Origin of the sequence: Pseudomonas sp. UW4 (assembly GCF_000316175.1) — a bacterium.
GTDB lineage: Bacteria > Pseudomonadota > Gammaproteobacteria > Pseudomonadales > Pseudomonadaceae > Aquipseudomonas > Aquipseudomonas laurylsulfatiphila.
In genome coordinates this window covers 5,515,176-5,534,945 of sequence record NC_019670.1, presented here as the reverse complement: position 1 = coordinate 5,534,945, position 19,770 = coordinate 5,515,176, and the positions used below count along the sequence as shown (strand labels likewise).

General features: G+C 62.2%; 23 protein-coding genes and 1 pseudogene. 15 read left to right on the top strand and 9 right to left on the bottom strand.

Annotated features, from left to right (window positions below; genetic code table 11):
- The first annotated feature begins 210 nt into the window (after positions 1-210).
- Together PPUTUW4_RS24570 and PPUTUW4_RS24565 are read left to right on the top strand one after the other, a co-directional pair.
- Positions 211-1,095 carry a sugar nucleotide-binding protein gene (locus tag PPUTUW4_RS24570; protein ID WP_015097021.1) on the top strand — a complete coding sequence of 295 codons (885 nt, stop codon included), beginning with the start codon at positions 211-213 and terminating at the stop codon, positions 1,093-1,095.
- Positions 1,088-2,017, top strand: a complete 930-nt coding sequence (locus PPUTUW4_RS24565; protein ID WP_015097020.1) for an NAD-dependent epimerase/dehydratase family protein — start codon at positions 1,088-1,090, stop codon at positions 2,015-2,017. Before PPUTUW4_RS24570 ends, PPUTUW4_RS24565 begins: the two co-directional genes overlap by 8 nt.
- Positions 2,018-2,231: 214 nt before the next feature.
- On the opposite strand, the gene PPUTUW4_RS24560 is transcribed toward PPUTUW4_RS24565, so the two are convergent.
- The 5 genes from PPUTUW4_RS24560 to PPUTUW4_RS24540 form a co-directional block, all read right to left on the bottom strand.
- On the bottom strand, positions 2,232-2,930 hold the full coding sequence (locus PPUTUW4_RS24560) for an OmpW family outer membrane protein (RefSeq protein WP_015097019.1): 699 nt from the start codon (positions 2,928-2,930) through the stop codon (positions 2,232-2,234).
- Between the two features lie 249 nt (positions 2,931-3,179).
- Entirely contained in the window at positions 3,180-3,698 is a 519-nt protein-coding gene (locus PPUTUW4_RS24555; RefSeq protein ID WP_015097018.1) for a DUF3299 domain-containing protein, read from the bottom strand.
- An 11-nt stretch (positions 3,699-3,709) separates the two neighbouring features.
- A complete protein-coding gene (locus tag PPUTUW4_RS24550; protein WP_015097017.1) occupies positions 3,710-4,975 on the bottom strand; it encodes an ABC transporter permease in 1,266 nt (421 codons plus the stop codon).
- Position 4,976: 1 nt separating this feature from the next.
- Positions 4,977-5,687, bottom strand: coding sequence for an ABC transporter ATP-binding protein (locus PPUTUW4_RS24545; RefSeq protein WP_015097016.1), 711 nt, complete (start codon positions 5,685-5,687; stop codon positions 4,977-4,979).
- Positions 5,688-5,822: 135 nt separating this feature from the next.
- The gene (locus PPUTUW4_RS24540) at positions 5,823-6,401 is read right to left on the bottom strand and encodes a DUF2796 domain-containing protein (protein WP_015097015.1); all 579 of its coding nucleotides are present in this window, start codon (positions 6,399-6,401) and stop codon (positions 5,823-5,825) included.
- 135 nt (positions 6,402-6,536) lie between these two features.
- Here PPUTUW4_RS24540 and PPUTUW4_RS24535 point away from each other — a divergent pair, with 135 nt between their 5' ends.
- Positions 6,537-6,875, top strand: a complete 339-nt coding sequence (locus tag PPUTUW4_RS24535; RefSeq protein ID WP_008053845.1) for a hypothetical protein — start codon at positions 6,537-6,539, stop codon at positions 6,873-6,875.
- A 117-nt stretch (positions 6,876-6,992) separates the two neighbouring features.
- On the opposite strand, the gene trxA is transcribed toward PPUTUW4_RS24535, so the two are convergent.
- From trxA to PPUTUW4_RS24520, 3 genes are all read right to left on the bottom strand, one after another.
- The gene (gene trxA, locus PPUTUW4_RS24530; RefSeq protein WP_007970158.1) at positions 6,993-7,865 is read right to left on the bottom strand and encodes a thioredoxin; all 873 of its coding nucleotides are present in this window, start codon (positions 7,863-7,865) and stop codon (positions 6,993-6,995) included.
- A 197-nt stretch (positions 7,866-8,062) separates the two neighbouring features.
- Positions 8,063-8,716 (bottom strand): 50S ribosomal protein L11 methyltransferase, encoded by a 654-nt coding sequence (locus PPUTUW4_RS24525; RefSeq protein WP_015097014.1) that lies wholly within the window; start codon positions 8,714-8,716, stop codon positions 8,063-8,065.
- Positions 8,713-9,177, bottom strand: a complete 465-nt coding sequence (locus tag PPUTUW4_RS24520; protein ID WP_015097013.1) for a YbaY family lipoprotein — start codon at positions 9,175-9,177, stop codon at positions 8,713-8,715. The genes PPUTUW4_RS24525 and PPUTUW4_RS24520 overlap by 4 nt, the downstream gene beginning before the upstream one ends.
- Before the next feature lie 127 nt (positions 9,178-9,304).
- On the opposite strand from PPUTUW4_RS24520, the gene nrdR reads away from it, so the two are divergent.
- The 12 genes and pseudogenes from nrdR to PPUTUW4_RS24460 all read left to right on the top strand — a co-directional run bounded on the left by nrdR (position 9,305) and on the right by PPUTUW4_RS24460 (position 17,723).
- A complete protein-coding gene (gene nrdR / locus PPUTUW4_RS24515) occupies positions 9,305-9,769 on the top strand; it encodes a transcriptional regulator NrdR (RefSeq protein ID WP_003228656.1) in 465 nt (154 codons plus the stop codon).
- Positions 9,766-10,899, top strand: a complete 1,134-nt coding sequence (gene ribD / locus PPUTUW4_RS24510) for a bifunctional diaminohydroxyphosphoribosylaminopyrimidine deaminase/5-amino-6-(5-phosphoribosylamino)uracil reductase RibD (protein ID WP_015097012.1) — start codon at positions 9,766-9,768, stop codon at positions 10,897-10,899. The genes nrdR and ribD overlap by 4 nt, the downstream gene beginning before the upstream one ends.
- Positions 10,900-10,946: 47 nt before the next feature.
- Entirely contained in the window at positions 10,947-11,612 is a 666-nt protein-coding gene (locus PPUTUW4_RS24505) for a riboflavin synthase (RefSeq protein ID WP_008018158.1), read from the top strand.
- A 16-nt stretch (positions 11,613-11,628) separates the two neighbouring features.
- The gene (gene ribBA, locus PPUTUW4_RS24500; protein ID WP_007970163.1) at positions 11,629-12,720 is read left to right on the top strand and encodes a bifunctional 3,4-dihydroxy-2-butanone-4-phosphate synthase/GTP cyclohydrolase II; all 1,092 of its coding nucleotides are present in this window, start codon (positions 11,629-11,631) and stop codon (positions 12,718-12,720) included.
- Between the two features lie 91 nt (positions 12,721-12,811).
- Complete coding sequence (gene ribE / locus PPUTUW4_RS24495) at positions 12,812-13,288, top strand: 6,7-dimethyl-8-ribityllumazine synthase (RefSeq protein WP_003228649.1); 477 nt, start codon at positions 12,812-12,814, stop codon at positions 13,286-13,288.
- Positions 13,285-13,785 carry a transcription antitermination factor NusB gene (gene nusB, locus PPUTUW4_RS24490; RefSeq protein WP_007970164.1) on the top strand — a complete coding sequence of 167 codons (501 nt, stop codon included), beginning with the start codon at positions 13,285-13,287 and terminating at the stop codon, positions 13,783-13,785. Before ribE ends, nusB begins: the two co-directional genes overlap by 4 nt.
- A 28-nt stretch (positions 13,786-13,813) precedes the next feature.
- On the top strand, positions 13,814-14,779 hold the full coding sequence (thiL, locus tag PPUTUW4_RS24485) for a thiamine-phosphate kinase (RefSeq protein WP_015097011.1): 966 nt from the start codon (positions 13,814-13,816) through the stop codon (positions 14,777-14,779).
- Positions 14,776-15,279, top strand: a complete 504-nt coding sequence (locus PPUTUW4_RS24480) for a phosphatidylglycerophosphatase A (protein WP_007970166.1) — start codon at positions 14,776-14,778, stop codon at positions 15,277-15,279. The genes thiL and PPUTUW4_RS24480 overlap by 4 nt, the downstream gene beginning before the upstream one ends.
- A gap of 35 nt (positions 15,280-15,314) precedes the next feature.
- Positions 15,315-15,747: pseudogene (locus PPUTUW4_RS24475) on the top strand (hypothetical protein).
- A gap of 142 nt (positions 15,748-15,889) precedes the next feature.
- Positions 15,890-16,507, top strand: a complete 618-nt coding sequence (ribA, locus tag PPUTUW4_RS24470; protein WP_007970170.1) for a GTP cyclohydrolase II — start codon at positions 15,890-15,892, stop codon at positions 16,505-16,507.
- A complete protein-coding gene (locus PPUTUW4_RS24465; RefSeq protein ID WP_015097009.1) occupies positions 16,504-16,923 on the top strand; it encodes a hypothetical protein in 420 nt (139 codons plus the stop codon). Before ribA ends, PPUTUW4_RS24465 begins: the two co-directional genes overlap by 4 nt.
- Complete coding sequence (locus tag PPUTUW4_RS24460; protein ID WP_015097008.1) at positions 16,923-17,723, top strand: cobalamin-binding protein; 801 nt, start codon at positions 16,923-16,925, stop codon at positions 17,721-17,723. The genes PPUTUW4_RS24465 and PPUTUW4_RS24460 overlap by 1 nt, the downstream gene beginning before the upstream one ends.
- 136 nt (positions 17,724-17,859) lie before the next feature.
- On the opposite strand, the gene PPUTUW4_RS24455 is transcribed toward PPUTUW4_RS24460, so the two are convergent.
- A complete protein-coding gene (locus PPUTUW4_RS24455; protein ID WP_015097007.1) occupies positions 17,860-19,743 on the bottom strand; it encodes a TonB-dependent receptor in 1,884 nt (627 codons plus the stop codon).
- Between the last annotated feature and the right edge of the window lie 27 nt (positions 19,744-19,770).

Genomic DNA, 19,770 nt, shown 5'->3' with positions numbered 1-19,770 from the left:
TAGGGCCGGTGTACACAATTCCATTGTGGGAGCGAGCCTGCTCGCGAAGGGGCCAATGGCAGCGCCGCAAATCCCGGACATCTACACTTTACGGATGACGGTTGCGCACTAAACCCGCAAAATGCAACGATTCCGGCAATTACCAACGACATCGCCTTGGGGCGATGTCGATATAGCCATCGTTCCAATCAGACTGGGCCTGCTGACTCTATGCGAATGCGCCTTATGTTACTGGGCGGCGGAAATGCCCTTGGGCAGGCGCTGATTCGCCTCGGTGCGGAGGAAGACATCGGTTTCCTCGCCCCCCGCCCACCGCAAGACGGCTGGGATGCCGCGAGCCTGACACAACTGCTCGACGACACCCGTCCCGATGCATTGATCAACCTTGCCTACTACTTCGACTGGTTTCAGGCTGAAGCGGTCAGCGAACAGCGTCTGGCCGGCCAGGAGCGCGCGATCGAGCGTCTGGCTGAGTTGTGCCAGCACCACAACATCGTCCTGCTGCAACCTTCCAGCTATCGCGTATTCGACGGTTCCCGCGCAACGGCCTACAGCGAAAAAGACGAACCGGTGCCCTTGGGCTTGCGGGGGCAGGCGTTGTGGCGGATCGAGCAAAGCGTTCGCGCCACCTGCCCGCAACACGTGCTGCTGCGTTTCGGCTGGCTGCTGGACGACAGCCCGGATGGCGCCCTTGGCCGCTTCCTCGCCCGTGCCGAACAACCCGAGGAACTGCTGATGGCCGACGACCGGCGCGGCAATCCGACGCCGGTCGACGATGCCGCCCGCGTGATCATTTCAGTGCTCAAGCAACTCGATTGCGCAGCGCCACTGTGGGGCACCTACCACTACGCCGGGCATGAGGCGACCACACCGCTGGCGCTGGGGCAGGCGATTCTGGCCGAAGCCCGCAGCCTGCATCCGCTGGCCATCGAAGCTCCGACCGCACAGGCTCACGCCGCGCGTCCGGATGCTGCGGAAGAGCCGCAACACGCGGTATTGGCCTGCAAAAAAATTCTGCACACCTTCGGGATCAAACCACGCGCCTGGCGTGCGGCGCTTCCCGGTCTACTGGACAGGTTCTATCGCCATGGCTGACGGCCCCGTTTTGATCACCGGTGGTGCCGGTTTCATTGGTTCGCACCTGACTGACGCCCTGCTCGCCAAGGGCCATGCGGTGCGGATTCTCGATGACCTGTCCACCGGCAAGCGCAGCAATCTGCCACTGGATAATCCCAAGGTCGAACTGATCGTCGGCGACGTGGCCGATGCGGCTGTGGTCGCCCAGGCGATGGCTGGTTGCAGCGCCGTGGCGCACCTGGCCGCCGTGGCGTCGGTGCAGGCCTCGGTGGACGATCCGGTGCGCACGCACCAGAGCAACTTCATCGGCACACTGAACGTCTGCGAAGCCATGCGCCAGGCCGGTGTCAAGCGCGTGCTGTTCGCCTCCAGCGCGGCGGTGTATGGCAACAATGGCGAGGGCGAGTCGATCGACGAAGACACGCCAAAGGCGCCGCTGACGCCGTATGCGGTGGACAAACTGGCCAGCGAGCAGTACTTCGATTTCTACCGTCGCCAGCATGCACTGGAGCCGGTGATTTTCCGCTTCTTCAACATATTCGGCCCGCGTCAGGATCCGTCCTCGCCGTATTCCGGGGTGATCAGCATTTTCAGCGAGCGCGCACTGAAGGGCTTGCCGATCACGGTGTTCGGCGATGGTGAGCAGACCCGGGATTTTGTCTACGTCGAAGACCTGGTCGACTTGCTGGTGCAGGCCATCGAGAAGCCCGGGGCCGAAGTCGGTGCGGTCAACGTTGGTTGGAACCAGGCGACGACCCTCAAGCAAATGCTCGAAGCGCTTGAAGCCGTGGTCGGCCAGCTGCCGCCGGTAAGCTACGGCCCGGCGCGCTCCGGTGACATCCGTCATTCCCGGGCGAACAACCGGCGTCTGCTGGAGCGCTTCACTACCACGGAGCAGACGCCGATGCGCGTGGGGCTGGCGCGGTTGCTGGGGCGATAGATCGCTTACCCGCGGACATGAAAAAGGCGCCTTTTTACAGGCGCCTTTTTCACGGCCGGAATTTACGTTAAAGCGTGTGCAATTCCTGTGGCGCAATCCAGGCAATGCGGTTTGTCTGAGTCACCGCTTCTGCCGAATCTGGGGCTGCTTTGCAACCCAACGGGGGCAAGCCCCCTCGCCACACAAGCCTCATTCACCACCACGTGAACGTTCTTCAGAACTTGTAACCCAGGCCAACCATGTAGATGAACGGGTCTACATCGACGTCCACACGTGCCCGGGTACCTGGGGCAATCGAGTTGTTCTCGACAGTGGCGCGGGTATCGATGTCGATGTAGCGCACCTGGGCGTTGATCATGATGTTGTCGGTCAGCATGTAGTCCGCACCGACCTGCCAGGCCAGGCCCCAGGAGTTTTCCGCCTTGAAGTTGCTGAAACCGGCGGACTGCGCTTGGCTGCCAACGTGTTCGTCGTAGATATAGGTGTAGTTGATGCCGCCGCCGACGTACGGCTGGAAGGCCGACTTCGGATCCAGCGGGTAGTACACCAGGCTCAAGGTCGGCGGCAGGTGCTTGAGGGTGCCGAGTTTGCCGTTGGCTGCGCTCAGGGCCGTCCCCTTGAGTTTCACGTCATGCTCGAACGGTGTGGCCGCCAGCAGCTCGATACCCAGGTGGTTGGTGAGCATGTAGGCGAAGTTCAAGCCCAGTTGCGTGTCGCTGCTCATGGTCGCCTTGCCACCCAGGTCGGCACCTGCGAGCGGGCCTTGATCAACCTTGACGCTGGAGCTGTCAGCTTCCGGGTTGACGGTGATGGCACCGGCGCGAATGAGGATGTCACCGGCTTCGAAAGCATTGGCGAGCGGGGCTGCGAGCGCGAGGGCAACCAGCGAAGCGCTGAGCAAGGACTTGTTCATGGGGGCTCCAGAGGACGTTAAAAATGTTCGATGTCCAATGGTAAGCCGGCTAACTATTCGGTCTTTTGATGCAGCTCAATGAAAGTGGGAAGGGTGTGATTTTTGTGGTGTTTTTGATGGCCCCTTCGCGAGCAGGCTCGCTCCCACAAGGAATTGTGCTGTGCTGAAGATTTGTGTTTCAGCACCTGACCCTGTGGGAGTGAGCCTGCTCGCGATGACTGACTTTAAAGCAACCCATGACTACCGGATTCACTCCGGCAATTCATACAGATAAATCTTGTCCGCCTCCATCTGATACCCGGCATCCGCCAGTTCGCTGGTGGACGCCTTGACCTGCAATGCGCCCTCGATCCAGTACGGCTGATACAACTCGTCGAGCTTCACGCCGACTTCGCTCTTGACGTGCACGATCTGGTTCGAAGGCGGTGGCGGTACGTGGATGCAGGCGCCGAAATAGGGCACCAGCAGAAACTCCGTGGTGCGTCCTTCCTCGCTCACTTCCAACGGCACGATGTAGCCTGGCAGTCGAATGCTCTGGCCATCGAGGGTCTTGACCACCGGTGCGTTGGGCAAGTCTTGCCTGGCGGCGGGCGCCGACTCGGCCGAGAGTGCATTGCTCATCTGCGACAGGTCATGCAGCGGCGTCATGTTCGGCACTTCTTTCGGCGCATCCGGCGGAATCATCTCCGACCAGGTCAGGTCTCGCGGCTGGGCTGCCCACAGGGGCAGGGCGACCAGCATCAACAGCGCAAGTACAGCGCGGGGCATTTTCAGCGTCCTCATAAACGGATCGACAGGCCATCGGCCAGGGATTGGCGATAGGCGCGCCAGGCCGGCACGCTGCCCATCAGCAACGCGGCGATCAGGATGCCACCGAGCAGCGTCCATTCATACTCGCTCGGCCAGGACAGCGGCAGATACAGACCATAGTTGGCCTGCACATAACCCTGGGCCGCCGCGATGCACACATACAGCAACGCCACGCCGGCGATCACGCCCGACAGCGCCAGGGCGAAAGCTTCGAGCACCAGCAGCGTCGCGATGTGCCAGGGTCGTGCGCCCACCGAACGCAGAATCGCCATTTCCCGGCGGCGTTCGTTGAGACTGGTGAGAATGGCCGTGAGCATGCCGATCAACCCGGTCAGCACCACAAACAGCGAGACCACGAACAAGGCTTTTTCCGCGGTGCCCATCAGGCTCCACAGCTCCTGCAGCGCCACGCCCGGCAGGATCGCCAGCATCGGCTCACCACGGAATTCATTGATTTCCCGTTGCAGGGCAAAGGTCGAAATCTTGTTGTTCAGACCGAGCATGAACGCGGTAATCGCTTGCGGCGTGAGGTCCATGTTGCGCGCCTGATCGGCCGTGATTCGGCCCTCGCCCCGGGCCGGCACGCCGTTATGCCAGTCGATGTGAATCGCTTCCATACCGCCAAGGCTGATGTGCAGCGTGCGGTCCACCGGCGTGCCGGTGCGTTTGAGAATGCCGACCACGGTGAACGGCTTGTCGTCGTGCTTGACCAGGCTGATCGCCGCCACGCCGTGGGCCAGCACCAGTTTGTCACCGAGTTTGTAGTGCAGTGCCTCGGCCACTTCGGCACCGAGCACCACTTCGAACGGGTCGCTCGCAAACGCCCGGCCATCGGCCAGCTCCAGGTGTTGCTGGCGGCCGTACTGGTAATGCTCGAAGTAGGCTTCGGTGGTACCCATCACCCGATAGCCGCGATGGGAATCGCCGAGGGACATCGGGATCGCCCACTTCACTTTCGGGTTGTTGGCGAAGTGCTCGAAGCTGTCCCAGCGGATGTTGTTGGTAGCGTTGCCGATGCGAAACACCGAGTACAGCAGCAGGTTCACCGAGCCGGAGCGGGCGCCGACGATCAGGTCGGTGCCGCTGATGGTGCTGGCGAAACTGGCCTTGGCTTCGGTGCGCACGCGCTCCACCGCCAATAGCAGGCACACCGACAGGGCGATGGCGAACGCCGTGAGGATCGCGGTGAAGCGGCGGTTAGCCAGGCTGGCCATGGCTAGACGAAACAGATACATCTCAGACCTCGGACGGGGTGGAGGCGCGATTGAGTTCGGCCAGCGACAGGTTGTGGTCGAACAGCGGCGCCAGGCTCTGGTCGTGGCTGACGAACAACAGGCTCGAGCCGGCTTCGCGGCACTCGGCGAACAGCAGGCGAATGAAGTTCTCACGGGCGTCGTAATCGAGGGCCGAGGTCGGCTCGTCGGCGATCACCAGTTCCGGTTGACCGATCAGTGCGCGTGCGGCGGCGACCCGTTGCTGCTGGCCGATGGACAACGAATCGGCGCGGCGAGCGAGGATGTTTGCATCCTTCAGCCCCAGGTGGGCGAGCAGCGTCGCGGCCGCTTTGTCGACGCTGCCGTGACGCTGTTTCGCTCGTTCGGCACGCAGCTTCGAGAAGTGGCAGGGCAGCTCGACGTTTTCACGCACCGACAGAAACGGCAGCAGGTTGAACTGCTGGAAGATGTAGCCGGTGTGATCGACGCGGAAGTGGTCACGGGCGCCGGCCGACAGTTGCGTCAGCTCCTGGCCGAGCAGGCGAATGCTGCCGCGATCGGGCTTTTGCACGCCGCCGAGCAGGCCGAGCAGGGTGGTCTTGCCACTGCCGCTGGGACCTTTGAGAAACAGGGTTTCACCGCGCTCCAGGCGAAACGCCGGGATGTCCAGCAGTGGCGGGTGACCGGGCCAGCTGAAGCGCAGGTCGGACAGTTCGATGAGTGCTTGGGTCATGTGAAGCCGGTCAGGTTAGTGGTGAACCCTTGTGGGAGCGGGCTTGCTCGCGAATGCGGTGTGTCAGAGACATTGATGCAAACTGATACGGCGCCTTCGCGAGCAAGCCCGCTCCCACATTTGATTTGCGGTGGATCAGAACTTCAGCGCGGCAGCCTTGGCCGTCACATCAACGCCTTGCTGCCCGCTCGGGCCGATCAGTTGTACCTGAATCGTCCGAGTGGCCGGGAACGAATTGAAAATGTTCGCCAGGTCCAGGGTCTTCAATGCGTCCGGTGTGGCGCAGGTGAACTGATAGTGAGCGTGGATTTCGCTGTGGTCGTGATGATGTTCGTCCTTGGCGTCTTTGTCATGGTCATCGTCGGTCTCGGGCTGGCCGCCGAACAACGGGCTTTCCAGTTCCTGGTTTTCCACCACGCAGCCGGCGGCTTTCGGCAGGTTGAACAGGGCCAGCGGTTGCTCAAGCAGAGCGCGGGCGGCGGCGACTTTGGCTTTGTCGGCATCGCTGGTGGCGGCGTGTTCGAAACCTACCAGATTCATGGCCGGGCTTTGCAGTTCCAGCGCCAGGGTCTTGCCGTCCAGCGCCGCGTTCAGGCGTCCAACGCCATGTTCGTGGGCACCCAGGCTGCCATGCTCGTGATCGTGTTCATCGGCGGCATGGGCGACAGCCAGCGGCAGCATGGCAAACGGCAGTGCGAGAAGCAGACGACGCATGGCGAGTCTCCGAAAAGTAAAATGAAGAAAATGTTATGTGATCTTATAACGTAAGTGCGGGGAGTTTGACTGCCTGCTTGGCGTTGCACAAGTCCCATGGGAGCATGCAGGGAAGAAAAGTGCGGGAGCAGACTTATGTTGCGAATTCGCGGAAGCATCGGCGACTGGCCGGTGGATTTGACCCTGGAGATGGACGACGCGGACTGGGCGCGACTAGGGGCGCAGTTGCAGGTAGAAAAATCCCCGGTCAGCGCCCCGGTGGCGAAACCGCTGAATCAGGATGATGCGCTGTGGCAGATCGCCCGGGATTTGCTGCGTAAGGCCGGACAGCTGAGTGGACCGGATTTGCTCGATCAATTGGAAGGCCTGACCGGCAGTGCGGCGGCGGGCAAGCGCCTGCTGGTGCGCTTGCGCCATTGTGCGGATGTGAAAGTGGAAAGCGGCGGCGATACACCGTTGTACCGCTGGTTGTAGGAGCGAGCTTGCTCGCGATGGACGTCAACGATAACGAGGGCTACCTGTATGACCACGGTGCCCTTACGCCCATCGTCGGAACGCCGCCCGGAGCAAGCTCGCTCCTACAAGGGCAATTCAATACAGCGCGGCAAACAATTTGCGGCGGTACGTGCTCACCAGCGGGTGATCGTTGCCCAGCAACTCGAACACCTGCAGCAAGGTCTTGTGCGGTAAGCCTTCGCTGTAGCTGCGGTTGCGGATGAACAACTTCAGCAAAGCATCCAGCGCAGCGTCGTACTGCTGACGGGCCAGTTGCTGGATTGCCAGTTGATAGACCGCCTCATCGTCCAGCGGGTCTTTCGCCAGCCGTGCCTTCAGGTCGGCGGCGTCCGGCAGGTCCTTGGCCAAACCGAGAAACTTGATCTGCGCCTTGGCGCCGGCCAGCGCGGCCTTGTGCTCGTCGCTCTTGACCGCATCCAGCACAGCTTGCGCCTCGCCCAGTTCACCGCGCTCGGTCAGGCAGCGGGCGTACAGGATCAGCGCCTTGGCGTTGGTATTGTCTTCACCCAGGATCACTTTGAGCAGTGCTTCGGCATCGGCAAAACGGCTGTCGTCGAACAACGCCTGGGCCTGCTCGAACGGATCGGCGGCGGCCGGTGGCGGCATCTGCACATGGGGTTCGAGCAGGGCGCGCACGGCGGATTCGGGTTGGGCACCGGCAAAACCGTCGACAGGCTGGCCGTCCTTGAAGAGCACCACGGTCGGCAGGCTGCGGATGCCGAAGCGGGCGACAATGTCTTGCTCGAGGTCGCAGTTGACCTTGGCCAGCAGCAACTCACCCTGGTAGCTCTCGGCAATGCTCTGCAACATCGGCATCAGCACTTTGCAGGGTGCGCACCATTCGGCCCAGAAATCTACCAGCACCGGCTTGTGGAAAGAGTTCTCGATCACCGACTGGTCGAAATCGGCAGTCGTGGCGTCGAAGATGTACGGCGTTTCCTGACTCATGGGCAATCTCGTAGAAGCGTGAATGGGGCAACTATACGGCTTGGTGGGGGGCGGCCGGAAGCGGTTGGCCGTGAGAGGTGTGTTGCCTGACAGGGCGCCTTCGCGGGCAAGCCCGCTCCCACAGGGATTGAAGTCGCCACAAGATGTGTGGTTCACACCAACCATTGTGGGAGCGGGCTTGCCCGCGAAGCTTTTAACTAGCGCTGCGCGTGGTAGAGGCTCACATGCCGAAACTCGTGGGGCTCCGCCAGATCCGGCAGCGTCATGGCTTCGAGCATTTCGATGCGCCGGTACAACGGATGGCGAAAATCCCGTACCCGGGAATCCGCCACCAGCGCCTCTCGGCCGCGACTGAGGAACTGGTCGAGCAGCGGCAGGTTCGCCCGGTCGTACAGCACGTCCGCCACCAGAATCAGATCGAAGCGATCAGCCTCGGCGAAAAAATCCGTCGAATAGTTGAGCTGCACGTCATTGAGCTCGGCATTCGCCTGACACGCGGCAATCGCCAGTGGGTCGAGGTCGCAGGCCAGCACTTCCAGTGCGCCGGCCCTGGCGGCGGCGATCCCCGCCACACCGGAGCCAGCGCCGAAATCCAGGACCCGCTTGCCTTCGACCCAGTGCGGATTTGCGTCCAGATAGCGGGCCACGGCCAGACCACTGGCCCAGCAGAAACTCCAGTACGGGGGCTCATGCAGGATGCGCCGGGTTTCTTCGGGGCTGAAGGCGCGGTCCATGTTGTCGCCGTCGATCAGCCACAGCTTCAAATCGGTTTCCGGCAATGGGCAGGCCACCAGTTGTGCATCACCCAGCAGTTCAACCAGGGCCCGTTGCAGCTCGAGCGGTGCACTCATGGGGCTTTGACGAATTGCAATTGGCCCAGGGCCTGGGTGGTCGGCTGGGTAATCAGTTGCGACGGCAAGTGCAGGATCAATTGGCCGGACTGGCTGGCGCGGCCTCGCAGTTCCACGCGTGCGCCTGTCGGGAAGGACTCAGGATTGAAGCGCAGGTGAAACGGCAATACCTGGTTGTTGCCAATCAGGCTGGAACTGGCGAGCAATTGTTGCGGGCGGTCTTTTTCGTCGATCACCAGCAATGCCAGTTCGACTTCGGCGCCTGCCGGCACGCCTTGCAGGGTGCCGCTCAGCTCACGCTGATAGGCAGGCAGGGGGCCGAGGTCTGCAGCCTCCCGGGCTTTCTTCTGCGCTTGCTGCGGCGCCGGGCCAGGTGTTGGCGGCTGGGGTTTGGGTGCATCGCTGCTGCAAGCCACCAGGAGGCTGAAAACACTGAGCAAAATGAGCGGACGTAACGACATTGGTGGCTCCATAAAGCTGAATTCCATGGATCAAGTGATCATCCCGTCTGTATACCGCAAACCCTATGGCTTGTCTTGCCACCGGGATGCGCTACCATGGCCCTCCCTTTTTTTGTTGCCTGCCACCATGCACTGTCCCTTCTGCGGTGCCAACGACACCAAGGTCATCGACTCGCGTCTGGTCGCCGAGGGCGAACAGGTGCGCCGCCGGCGTGAATGCCTGGCCTGCGGCGAGCGTTTCACGACGTTCGAGACGGCTGAACTGGTGTTGCCGCGCCTGATCAAAACCGACGGCAGCCGCCAGCCGTTCGACGAAGAAAAACTCCGTGCCGGCATGCAGCGTGCGCTGGAGAAGCGCCCGGTGAGCGTCGAGCGCCTCGAATCGTCGCTGGTGCACATCAAACACAAACTGCGAGCCACGGGCGAGCGCGAGGTCAAATCCCTCGTGGTCGGCGAACTGGTGATGGCCGAGCTGCAGAAGCTCGACGAAGTCGCCTACATCCGCTTTGCTTCGGTGTATCGCCGCTTCCAGGACCTCAACGAGTTCCGCGAAGAGATCGATCGCCTGGCCCGTGAACCGGTGAAAGAATGACCACGCCCGCAGAACTTGCCATCCTCGATGCCCATTTCATGGCCCGTGCCCTGGAACTGGCGCGCAAGGGGCATTACACAACGGACCCCAACCCACGTGTAGGTTGCGTGATCGTGCAGGGTGGGCAGATTGTCGGCGAAGGCTGGCACGAGCGCGCCGGCGAGCCTCACGCCGAGGTTCACGCCTTGCGCGCGGCCGGTGAGCAGGCGCGTGGCGCGACCGCTTATGTGACGCTTGAACCTTGCAGCCACCACGGCCGCACGCCGCCCTGTGCCGATGCGCTGGTGAATGCCGGTGTGGCCCGCGTGGTCGCGGCGATGCAGGACCCGAACCCGGAAGTCGCCGGTCGCGGTTTGCAACGCCTGGCTCAGGCCGGTATCGCCACCGAAAGTGGTGTGCTGGAGGGCGAAGCGCGAAAGCTCAACCAAGGTTTCCTCAAGCGCATGGAGCACGGCTTGCCGTTCGTGCGGGTCAAGCTGGCCATGAGCCTCGACGGTCGCACGGCGATGGAAAGCGGCGAAAGCCAGTGGATTACCGGTCCGGCAGCACGCTCGGCGGTGCAACGCCTGCGCGCCCAGGCCAGCGTGGTGCTGACCGGCGCCGACACGGTGCTGGCGGACAACGCGCGGTTGACCGTGCGTGCCGATGAGCTCGGACTGGACGCCGAACAAACCGCACTGGCCATGAGCCGGCCGCCGCTGCGTGTGCTGGTCGATGGCCGCCTGCGCGTACCGCTGGATGCGCCGTTCTTCAAGGCCGGCCCGGCGCTGGTCGCCACCTGCGTGGCGGTGGAAGAGCAGTACGCCAACGGCCCGGAATGCCTGATCGTGCCCGGCTACGATGGCCAGGTCGACCTGCGTCAGCTGCTGGTCGAACTCGCCAACCGTGGCGTCAACGAGGTGCTGGTCGAGGCCGGTCCACGGCTGGCGGGTGCTTTCGCTCAGCTTGGGTTGGTGGACGAATTCCAGATATTCATCGCCGGCAAGTTCATGGGTTCTTCGGCGCGGCCGCTGCTGGACTGGCCGCTCGCGCAAATGAAGGATGCGCCGGAGCTCAAAATCACCGAAATTCGTGCAGTTGGCGATGACTGGCGAGTCATCGCCATCCCAGTGCCAGCAGCGAGCGTATAATTTCCGGCCATCGCTATAGCGCTGGCTTTGTTCTCGAGGAGAACCTCATGTTTACCGGCATCATCGAATCCATCGGCAGTATTCGTGCATTGACCCCAAAGGGCGGTGATGTGCGGGTTCACGTCGAAACCGGCAAGCTCGACCTGAGCGACGTCAAGCTGGGCGACAGCATCGCGGTCAACGGCGTGTGCCTGACTGCCGTTGAATTACCGGGCAATGGTTTTGCGGCGGACGTCAGTCGCGAAACCCTCGACTGCACCGCCATGAACGACCTGAAAAGCGGCAGCCCGGTCAATCTGGAAAAAGCCCTGACCCCGACCACTCGCCTCGGCGGGCATCTGGTCAGCGGTCACGTCGATGGCGTGGGTGAAGTGGTTGCCCGTACCGAAAACGCGCGCGCCGTGGAATTCCGCATTCGCGCGCCCAAGGACCTGGCCAAGTACATCGCCCATAAAGGCTCGATCACCGTCGACGGCACCAGCCTCACCGTGAACGCGGTCGATGGCGCCGAGTTCCTGCTGACCATCATTCCGCACACCCTGAGCGAAACCATCATGGCGTCGTATCAGCCTGGTCGCCGGGTGAACCTGGAAGTGGACTTGCTGGCCCGTTACCTGGAGCGTCTGCTTTTGGGCGACAAGGCCGCAGAGCCGACTGCCGGCAGCACCATTACCGAAAGCTTTCTGGCCGCCAACGGCTACCTCAAATCCTGACCCAAGGGGGTGCCTTGTGGCGCTCAATAGCATCGAAGAACTGGTTGAAGACATCCGCCAAGGCAAGATGGTCATCCTCATGGATGACGAAGACCGCGAGAACGAAGGCGACCTGATCATGGCCGCCGAGTGCTGCAAGCCCGAGCACATCAACTTCATGGCCAAGCACGCCCGTGGCCTGATCTGCATGCCGATGAGCCGCGAGCGCTGCGAACTGCTCAAGCTGCCGTTGATGGCTCCGCGCAACGGTTCCGGTTTCGGTACCAAGTTCACCGTCTCCATCGAAGCCGCCACCGGCGTGACCACCGGCATCTCCGCCGCCGACCGCGCGCGTACCGTGCAAGCGGCTGCCGCCCGTGATGCCAAGGCTGAAGACATCGTCAGCCCGGGCCACATCTTCCCGCTGATGGCCCAGGCCGGCGGCACCCTGGCCCGTGCCGGCCACACCGAAGCGGCCTGCGACCTGGCGCGCATGGCCGGTTTCGAGCCGAGTGGCGTGATCTGCGAAGTGATGAACGACGACGGCACCATGTCCCGTCGCGCCGAGCTGGAAGCTTTTGCTGCCGAACACGACATCAAGATCGGCACCATCGCCGACCTGATTCACTACCGGATGATCCACGAACGTACCGTTCAGCGGATTGCCGAGCAGCCGCTGGACAGCGAACTGGGCCAATTCAACCTGGTGACCTATCGTGATTCGGTGGAAGGCGACGTGCACATGGCGCTGACCCTGGGCAACGTGTGTGCCGAAGAGCCGACCCTGGTTCGCGTGCACAACATGGACCCGCTGCGCGACCTGTTGATGGTCAAGCAGCCGGGCCGCTGGAGCCTGCGCGCCGCCATGTCAGCGGTTGCCGAGGCTGGAAGCGGCGTGGTGCTGTTGCTCGGTCACCCGCTCGATGGCGACGTGTTGCTGGCGCATATCCGCGAAACCGCCGATCACGCCGCGGTGAAAAAACCGACCACCTACAGCACTGTCGGTGCCGGTTCGCAGATCCTGCGTGACCTGGGCGTACGCAAAATGCGCCTGATGTCGGCACCAATGAAATTTAATGCGATATCCGGTTTCGATCTGGAAGTTGTAGAATACGTGCCCTCCGAATAATGACCGGTTGTTCCCGGCCTTGAGTTCGCGGTTCAAATATCACTGAGGGACGCGTACGAGACGCGTCCCGGCTCTTTAAGAGATCTAACGAATGACCCTGAAGACCATCGAAGGTACCTTCATCGCCCCTAAAGGCCGCTACGCTCTGGTAGTGGGCCGTTTCAACAGCTTCGTCGTTGAAAGCCTGGTCAGCGGTGCCGTTGATGCCCTGGTTCGCCACGGCGTGAGCGAAAGCGACATCACCATCATCCGCGCACCTGGCGCCTTCGAAATCCCGCTGGTTGCGCAGAAAGTCGCTCAAAAGGGCGAGTTCGCGGCAATCATCGCCCTGGGCGCAGTCATTCGTGGCGGCACTCCGCATTTCGAATATGTGGCTGGCGAATGCACCAAGGGCCTGGCCCAGGTGTCCATGGAGTTCGGCGTTCCGGTTGCATTCGGCGTGCTGACCGTTGACTCCATCGAGCAAGCCATCGAGCGTTCCGGCACCAAGGCCGGCAACAAAGGTGCTGAAGCTGCCCTGTCCGCTCTGGAAATGGTCAGCCTGCTGGCGCAGTTGGAGGCCAAGTGATTAGCGACGATAGCGATCGTTTCAACCCGCGCGATCCAAAGCCTGCGGATGCCGGCAAGCCATCGAAAAGCGCCAAGCGCCGCGAAGCCCGTCAGCTCGCGACTCAGGCGCTGTACCAATGGCACATGGCCAAGCAGTCGCTGAACGAGATCGAAGCGCAGTTCCGGGTCGATAACGATTTCAGCGATGTCGACGGCGCGTACTTCCGCGAAATCCTGCACGGGGTTCCGCAGTTCAAGACCGAAATCGACACCGCACTCAAGCCTTGCCTCGACCTGACCATCGAAGAGCTGGACCCGGTTGAACTGGCGGTTCTGCGCCTGTCCACCTGGGAACTGCTCAAGCGCGTCGACGTGCCGTACCGCGTTGTGATCAACGAAGGTATCGAACTGGCCAAGGTCTTCGGTTCCACCGACGGCCACAAGTTCGTCAACGGTGTGCTCGACAAGCTGGCCCCGCGTCTGCGTGAAGCTGAAGTGAAGGCGTTCAAGCGCTGATTGGCGCTTGGAATGTCGACACGAAGCCATGGGCGAGTTTGAGCTGATCCGCAATTTCTTCGCCGCCGCGCCTTGTGCGCAGGGCGGCGAAGGCGTTGCCCTCGGGATCGGCGATGACTGCGCCTTGCTGGCTGTTCCTCCCGGGGAGCAGTTGGCGATTTCTACCGATACGCTGGTGGCCGGCGTGCATTTCGCCGATCCCTGCGATCCCTTTCTGCTCGGTCAGCGCTCGCTGGCCGTGGCCGTCAGCGACCTGGCCGCCATGGGCGCCACACCAATCGCCTTTACCCTTGCCCTGACCTTGCCGACGGTGACCGCCGATTGGCTGCAAGCCTATGCCCGTGGGTTGAACGCCATGGCGCAAAGCTGCGGCGTGGCACTGGTGGGCGGTGACACCACCCGTGGGCCGCTCAGCCTGACCATGACCGTATTCGGTCGCGTGCCGAGTGGCCAGGCGCTGACCCGCAGCGGTGCGCAGCCGGGCGATCTGCTGTGTGTCGGCGGCGATCTGGGCAATGCCGCCGGTGCCTTGCCATTGGTGCTCGGCCAACGCACGGCCGAGGCGAGCGTTGCCGAGCCGTTGTTGGCCCACTACTGGTCGCCGCAACCGCAGCTTGGCCTGGGGCAGGCGCTGCGGGGCAAGGCCACTTCGGCGATGGACATCTCCGACGGCCTGCTCGCTGATTGCGGGCATATCGCGCTGGCCTCGAAGGTCGGTATCGAAGTCGAGCGGGAGCGTTTACCGCTGTCGCAGAGCCTGGTCGACTTTCTCGGCCGATCGGACGCCCAGGTGGCGGCCCTGAGTGGTGGCGACGATTACGTGCTGGCGTTCACCCTACCGTCCGTCGAGTTGCCGCTATTGCTGGCCGACGGCTGGCCGATCCATGTGATTGGGCGGGTGGTGACGGGGCAAGGCGTGACGCTGCTGGACGCCGATGGCCAGGACATCACCCCGCAAACCCGGGGTTATCAACATTTTCGGGAGTCACCGTGACAGATCATCCCAAGCAGGTCCCGGCGGAATTCGTACCGCCGTCGGTCTGGCGTAATCCATGGCATTTCCTGGCGTTCGGCTTCGGCTCGGGCACCTTGCCAAAGGCACCCGGCACTTGGGGATCGTTAGTTGCGCTCCCCTTTATTCCGTTGTGGCAGATGTTGCCCGACTGGGGTTACTGGCTGATGCTCGGCATCACCATGCTGTTCGGCTTCTGGCTGTGCGGCAAAGTGGCCGACGATTTGCGGGTACACGACCATGAAGGCATCGTCTGGGACGAAATGGTCGGGATGTGGATCACCCTGTGGCTGGTGCCGGAAGGTTGGCAGTGGTTGCTGGCAGGCTTCTTGATGTTCCGCTTCTTCGATATCCTCAAGCCATGGCCGATTCGCTGGATTGACCGGCACGTGCATGGCGGCGTTGGCATCATGCTCGATGATGTCCTGGCCGGTGTGTTCGCCTGGTTGGCGATGCAGGGACTGGTGTGGTTTTTCGCCTGATCAAGGGTTGCCAGGCGTTAATCGGGGGAGCAGGGATGGTTCTACGCGGATTGATAGTGCTGCTCGCGATGTTTTGCTCTTTCGCCCAAGCGGGAGGAGGGGGTGCTACGCCGCCGTCGGTGATTCATCTGGCCAGCGAAGACTGGGAAGACTACACCGCCGCCGACGGTCATGGCCTGGGCTGGGACATACTGCGACAAGTGTTCGAGCCGGCAGGTGTCAAAGTGCACATCCGCACCGAGCCCTACATGCGTTCGCTGGGCCTGGCCGAGCGTGGCCAAAGATCCCTCCCGGTTGCGCAGTACCCATATCGCCGAGTTGCCGTTGTACCTTTGCTTTGCCAAGACCCCAAAGGCGCGTAGCCTGATGACCCTGTTCGATCACCGTATGGAGAAGTTGGTAAAAAGCGGTGAGCTCAAACCGATCTTCGAGCGCTGGAAACAGCCTTATCCGTTTGATTCGAACTGAAGGGCTGACACAGAGCCCTGTGGGACGCATATCAAACTTTTTGATGGTTATCGCCGATAATTCAGCCTAAGCGTCGCTCGGAACCTGCTGTTACAATGCCGGCTCTGCGAATCTTCAGAACTTTTAGATCAGGAGCACACCGGTGCCTGTCGTTTTTGTCGCCGCTTCCAAGCTGCCAACGCCTTTTGCGCAATTCACCATGCACGGCTTTCTCGATGAAGGCACTGGCCGCGAGCACGTTGTGCTGAGCCTGGGTGAGTTCGACGACGGTGCCCCTGTACTCGGCCGGTTGCACTCCGAATGCCTGACTGGCGATGCGCTGTTCAGCCAGCGTTGCGACTGCGGGTCGCAACTGGAGGCCGCTTTGCAGGCCATCGCCCGCGAAGGTCGTGGCGTGTTGCTGTACTTGCGCCAGGAAGGTCGTGGCATTGGCCTGCTGAACAAGATCCGCGCCTATGAGCTGCAGGACGGTGGCGCCGATACCGTTGAAGCCAACGAGCGTCTGGGCTTTGCCGCCGACCAGCGTGACTACGCCATGTGCCTGCCGATGCTGGAGCACCTGGGCGTGAAGTCATTGCGCCTGATGACCAACAACCCGCGCAAGGTCAAGGCCTTGACCGACATGGGGATCGCGGTCGCCGAGCGCGTGCCGTTGCACACCGGCCACAACCCGCATAATCGACTCTACCTGGCGACCAAGGCCAGCAAGCTCGACCACATGATGGGCAATGAACATCAGGGCGAGGTAGACCGGGCGTGACTCGCGGTCAGGTTCGGCGGCGACTGTCCGTCAACTGGTGGCAATACCTGGCTCTGGCCCTGTTGCCGCTGTTTGTGATCAACGCGGTGTTCGGCCAGAGCGAAGCCATTCTGCCAATGCTGGCGATGCCGTTGTTCATCGCCGGTGTCGCCTCGATGTTTGTCAGCCTGAAGTTTTTCGGCGCCTACAAACACGCGCTGATCGCCACCCAGAAAGCCCTCGATACCCCTGAAGAACCTGGCGCGTGGATCAGTCTGGCGGCGAAGCGCCGTAAAGCGTTCCTTGCCGCCGGCCTGCCGGCGTGGATCGGTGCCCTGGCGGTGTTCGTCGGGCTCGAAGCGGTGCCGCTGATGTTGCTGGCGCTGTCGACCGCCGTGCTGTTCTACCTCTACCGTATTCCGCGTCAGCTCGGTTGATGCGCGCGCTCTGGCTGGCGGTTTTGCTGCTGGCCGCCAGCCGCTCGGCCATCGCGGTCGAGCGGGTCGTCAGTCTTGCACCGTCGCTCTCTGAAATCGTCGTTGAACTGGGTTCTGCCGACCTCCTGGTGGGTGTGCTGGACGCCGGTGAGCGACCTGCCGAACTCAAGAACCTGCCCTCCGTTGGCCGCTATGGCCAGTTGGACATGGAGCGGCTGCTCAGCCTGAAGCCCGATCTGTTGCTGCTATGGCCCGGTAGTATCGGCCCGGCCCAGCGCGACCAGCTCAAGCGCCTGAACATTCCCACCTACGTCGCCGAACCCCACAGCCTGGACCAGCTCGCCGCGCAAATCGAGGCCATTGCCGCTCGGCTCGATCGGCCTGAACGCGGCGTTTCATTGGCCAGCGACTTGCGCCGACGACTGGGCGAACTGCGCCAACGCTATCGACGGGACAAGCCGCTACAGGTGTTCTATCAGGTCTGGGATCGGCCGCTGTATACGGTTGGTGGCGAGCAGATCATCAGCGACGCGCTGGAGGTCTGCGGAGCCCAAAACGTGTTCGCCGACCTGAAGCTGCCGGCACCGCAAGTCAGCGTGGAAGCCGTGTTGCAGCGTAATCCCGAGGTGATTCTGGCCAGCGATCAGGCGCAGCTCGACGCGTGGAAAGCCTGGCCGCAGGTGGCGGCGGTGGCGCAAGGACAGTTGCGATTGGTCACGGACAAGGGGCTGGAGCGGCCGAGTGGGCAGATGGTCGAGGCGACTGCAAAGCTTTGCCAATTGATCGCGCCTGGACTCTGAGACCGAGGTGATCTCTTCGCGAGCGGGCTCGCTCCCACAATGGATCTATGTTGTTTACGAGATGTAGGTCGCCGCGATCAACTGTGGGAGCGAGCCTGCTCGCGAAGAGGCCGGTCCAGACAGTACAGATTCCGGATCAGATTCCAGGCGTCCATGTCACCCCGAACATCCACGCCCGACCTTCCTCGCGATACCCGTACTGGCTGCCCTGGTAGCTGTACAACGCCCGGCTGTAACCCTTGTCCAGCAGGTTGTCGACCTTCAGTTCCAGCCGGACTTCACGATTGAGCTCCCAACTGCTGCGCAGCCCCAGCAAGGCATAGCCGCCGAGGGGCTGTTGATTGTTCTGGTCGTCATAGCTGCTGCTGACCGCTTGCCAACTGGCGCCGAGGCCCAGGCGATCGAACTGTCGGTCCAGATCCCAACTCAAGGTACGCCGCGCGCGACGGGCCAGGGTGTGGCCCGTGTCACGGTCGCGCGGATCGATGATCGCCACGCCGAGATTGCTCTGCCAGTCGAACAGTTCCTGCTTCAGCGTTGCTTCGAAGCCGTTGATCCGCGCCGAGGCAACGTTCTCGGGGCGCGAGTTGCTGCCGAAGATGATCGCGTCTTCAACGTCGGTGCGATACAGCGACGTTTCCAGACGACTGCTCTCGGTCAATTGGCTGCGCCATTGCAGCTCATAGCTTTTCGAGGTTTCAGGCTTGAGGTCCGGGTTGCTGAAGTCGGGGTAGTACAGATCGTTGAATGTCGGCGCGCGGAAGCCTTCGCTGTAGGTGAACAGCACTTCGTTGTCCGGGTTCAGCGGCAGGGTGAAGGTGCCGCTCCAGGTGTTCTGGCTGCCAAATTGCTGATTGTCATCGTGACGCAAACCCAGCTCCGTGGAGAAACGGTCGGCCCGATAGCGATGCTGGATGTACGCCGCACGGTTCCAGCGACTGTCTTCATCGAACGCGGTGCTGCTGTTGATCCGGTCTTCATACCAGTCACCTCCCAGCAGCAGACTGTTGCGCTCGTTGAGCGTCAGGTCGTTCTGCCAGTTCACCGAATCCCGGTAGGTATTGAACACGCTGCGTTCGTCACTGAGTTTGTCGAGGGTCTTCTCGCGGTTTTTGCTATGGCCGAACTCGATGCGGGTTTGCCACAGATCATTGATGCGCGCGTCGATGTAGCTGCTGACACTGCTCACATCGAATTCGTTGGCGGGCTGCTGTTGGACCGACTCGAACGTATTCATGTCGAAGCGCCCGAACGGGTTGTCGAATTCGCTTTTGCCGCGATTATCCAGCGCGTTGGCGCCGATCTCGATGTCATCGCTGAGTGCGTGGCTAAAGCTCAGGCTAAATGACTGGTTTCGGTACTCGTCATGGTCGCCATCGCTGGGGTATGACTCGTGGGTGCGATTGATCCCGGCGGTTTCGTCGAGGCTGGCGCCGAGATTGAAACGGGTTCGCTCGTCCCCGCCGGACAAGCCAAGGCTGCGCTCCCAGGTCTGGTTGCTGCCAAACGCCGTGTGCAGGCGCGGTTGCAGGCCCTGTTCGCCGCCACGGCGGGTGAAGATCTGGATTACCCCGCCAATCGCATCGCTGCCATAAATCACCGAACGGGAGCCGCGCAGCACTTCCACGCGCTCGACCTGATCAATGTTGATGTGCTGCAGGTTGCTGTCGCCGGAGGTCGAGCTGCCGATGCGCTGACCGTCCACCAGTACCAGGCTCTGGGCTGATTGCGTGCCGCGGATGTAGACACCCGGCACACTGCCGCGCCCGCCGGCCTGCACGATTTGCACGCCCGGTACGCGGCGCAGCAGGTCGGTGACGCTATCGGGTTGCAGGCGATCGATGTCGTCGCGGGTGAACACGGTGTTGGCGGCGCTGCTGTCGTTGCGCGCTTCGACCTGGCGGTTGGCGCTGATCAGCACATCGGGCAGCTTCAGCGCTTGATCGCGTTCGAAGGTGTCGGCGAGGGCGTTTGCGGTTGGCAGAAGAAACAGGGGCAGGGCGAGGCGGGAGAACTTCATGGGTGGTCCGATGGTGTTTCGTGGTGC